Here is a 2,666-nt window from a genome sequence, read left to right as displayed (position 1 = left end):
ATCCGCCATTCTGCGTCGGTTAGGTCTCCACGTGCCATCGCTGCCTCCTAAAAAGCAGCTTTGAATCAGACCATAACTGATTTGAGAAGACACTTTGTCAACATGACCTAGGGAATTCAACAACCGGGTAATGATGGCGCAAGGTGATGAGCAACCACAGTCATTCGACGTGTTGCAAGCTTTTGTGGAACCGCAGGAGCGAGCCTTGTTACTGAAAATTTTGCCTAAAATCTTCCATTCGCTGGACGTGAATTTCATTCTCGACAAGCTGACGGATCCTAAAAGACCCTCAGTATCAGGTGAACGCTCTTGCGCTAAGGCCCGCCAATGGTGGAGGCCAAAAAAGATCGCCGGAGATAATCTCACGTCAGCGTGATGCGATCGACATCAGCCCAGTGATGCTCGGCAGGAAGAAATAGGCGCCGCCGCGAACCGTGACGAAGCGGGGCATATCCTGAGCGATGCGCGGGACGCCATGCGCGTCATGGTATCGGAATAGGTCGGTGCGGCGGTCGTCGGGAAACGGGCAGCGACTGCCGAGTAGCGGATCGTCTTCTTGCGATAGCCCGCCGAAAGTCGGGCTTATCAGCCATGCACCCTGTATGAATTCGAACTGTCGCGCGAGGCTAGCGTTGAGGCAGAGAAAATGCAGCCCCGCCTCCACGTGAGGCAGCTCCGGTAGCATCGCCAGCTCGGGGGTGATGGTCGTCCCATAAGGGCGGCCCCGTCGCAGGATACGGTGGAAACGCGCGCTGGCGACGGGGTCGTCGGTGGCTTTGCCTGCAAGCCCGACCGCCGAGACCAAGTCTCGCAGGAAACCCCGCCGTCCGTGCGGATTGTCGCCCGATCGCGGATTGGCTCGGCGGATATGGGAGCCGAGCGGACAGACGATACCGTCGGGGTCGCCCTTGAATAGGAAATCGTCTCGTCCGCCGCTCGTCGCCAGTCCCGGAAGCGGGCTGCCATCGATACCCCGCCCAACAACCCGCTCCGCCATCCACCGTGCGTTCTCCGGGCCGGCAGCTTCAGCGGCCCATTGCCAGAAGCCGGTTACGTCCTGCTCGAGCTGACGGTAGACCAGATAGCTGCCATTACGCTGGACCAGCGCCCCGTTCGCATCGCCAGCGGAAACGCCATATTCGTTCGAATGGCCGAGCAGTATCTCGCCCGCCGCGATCAAGGGATTGTAGTCGTGATTGGCGCTGGGGCTTATGGAGCGCTCACCGTTCCAATCAATCTTCGGCTGTGACACGCCGTCGGCGAAGCCGAACGGTTCGTGCGATGCGTCGCCATCCTCTCGGGCAGGGCAGCTATCGAACGACGCGACCGGCGCGAAGCCGTTGGCGAGGGCTGCGGCCTCGATGCCGGACGCCCAGTCGGCGATCATCGTCTTCTTGGCCAGCAGCATAATCAAGGCGTGCGGTTCGCGCGCGCCGACGCCCCAATTCCAGTGCTCCGGCGCGCTCTCGCCGACGTCGCCAAGGCGGTGAGAGCGCCGGCCGTCACTCGCCATGCCATCTAGGAACTCCGGCGCCATGGTTTCGAGCTCGGCTTCGTCGAAGCCCGCCGCGATCAGGCCAGCACGGGTGAAGGCAATCTGCATCGCGCAGCGGAGGTCATGCGCTCCGCCCACCTGGCTCGCCCGCGTCGGCTCGGCCCGTGCCAGCCAAGCCTTGGCGCGCGTCGCATCCACAATGCGCAGGAGCACGTAACGCGCACCACCGAGAGATCCGAAGCCTGATCGGACAAGTGCCTGTACATCGTTGAAGTCGACGGCCATCGGCTCAGATCTCCGCCACGAACCGGGTGAGGTCGGCGCCTGTTGGGGTCCGCTCGAGCGCGACGCGCAGCCTCGCGTTGCGCGCCATGTCGTAGGTCGTCAGCCCGCGAAACGCATTGTACCAGACTTGTGTGGGGATCTGGTGGTGAAACAGGTACCATTTGAAATCCTGCTCGTGCCATGCGCCGCCGACGATCAGCCAGTTCGTCCGCGGATAGCCGAGCCCGTTCGAGAAGGACAGGTTGAGCCCAAAGGCGACCTTGTTGATGAAGTCGTCATTATACGCCTCGCGGCTGCCGTCATAGTTGCTCACGAATAGAAGCCGACGCTTGTCGTCGAGAAAGGTCCAGCTGGCGAAGTGAATGGTATTCACGCGCGCTAGCCGACCGCTACCATAGATGTGGCGGCTGCCCCAGTTGATGACCCACAGGATTACGACCGTGAGCCAGCGCCGAAAACGACCGGGCTTCAGGCTGCCAATCGCACTATATTGGTTGACGACGTCGTGATCTTCGATCGCCGACAGCATCACGTTGCGGGCACGCGACGGGCGGGGTGCGATGACAGGATCGGTCGTCTCGCGCCGCCGCAGCATCACGATGAGGACGGGAGAAGCGAGCAACAGCAGAGGCGATAGCAGGATCGCCAGCATGGGAAGCGAGAGCAGGTGGGCAAAACTGGCGAACCGCTCGCCGATCGTGGGAGTCTCGAGAGGCGTCAGCGTAACGGCCGATGCCGCCTTGCGCAGCAGCGGCCAAAGTGTCTCGGGCGCCTTTTCGGGATGGGTCAGGCGCGTGGTGAGCAATGCGTCGTGCAGCGCCGCTTCCTCGCGCACCTGCCGCGCGGTGCGGCCCGGCCGGTTGACATAGCTAGCGGCGGCCCGGAC

General features: G+C 62.4%; 3 protein-coding genes. 1 reads left to right on the top strand and 2 read right to left on the bottom strand.

The features are described 5' to 3' along the window. Positions 1-130 precede the first annotated feature (130 nt). Complete coding sequence (locus MOV63_RS32320; protein WP_247039824.1) at positions 131-376, top strand: hypothetical protein; 246 nt, start codon at positions 131-133, stop codon at positions 374-376. Here MOV63_RS32320 and MOV63_RS32315 read toward each other — a convergent pair. Together MOV63_RS32315 and MOV63_RS32310 are read right to left on the bottom strand one after the other, a co-directional pair. Further along, a complete protein-coding gene (locus tag MOV63_RS32315) occupies positions 368-1,780 on the bottom strand; it encodes a peroxidase (RefSeq protein ID WP_247039823.1) in 1,413 nt (470 codons plus the stop codon). The genes MOV63_RS32320 and MOV63_RS32315 overlap by 9 nt on opposite strands. A gap of 4 nt (positions 1,781-1,784) precedes the next feature. Further along, the coding region (locus MOV63_RS32310; RefSeq protein ID WP_247039822.1) for a hypothetical protein at positions 1,785-2,666 on the bottom strand (882 nt) is incomplete at its 5' end.

Source organism: Neorhizobium sp. SHOUNA12A (assembly GCF_023006505.1).
GTDB lineage: Bacteria > Pseudomonadota > Alphaproteobacteria > Rhizobiales > Rhizobiaceae > Neorhizobium.
The sequence above is the reverse complement of the archived record's forward strand: the minus strand, read 5'-3'. Positions and strand labels throughout refer to the sequence as shown.

Excerpts from the sequence above, each read along its gene's own strand:
- MOV63_RS32320 (WP_247039824.1), top strand. The coding sequence starts at position 131 with ATGATGGCGCAAGGTGATGAGCAACCACAGTCATTCGACGTGTTGCAA.
- MOV63_RS32315 (WP_247039823.1), bottom strand. The coding sequence starts at position 1,780 with ATGGCCGTCGACTTCAACGATGTACAGGCACTTGTCCGATCAGGCTTC.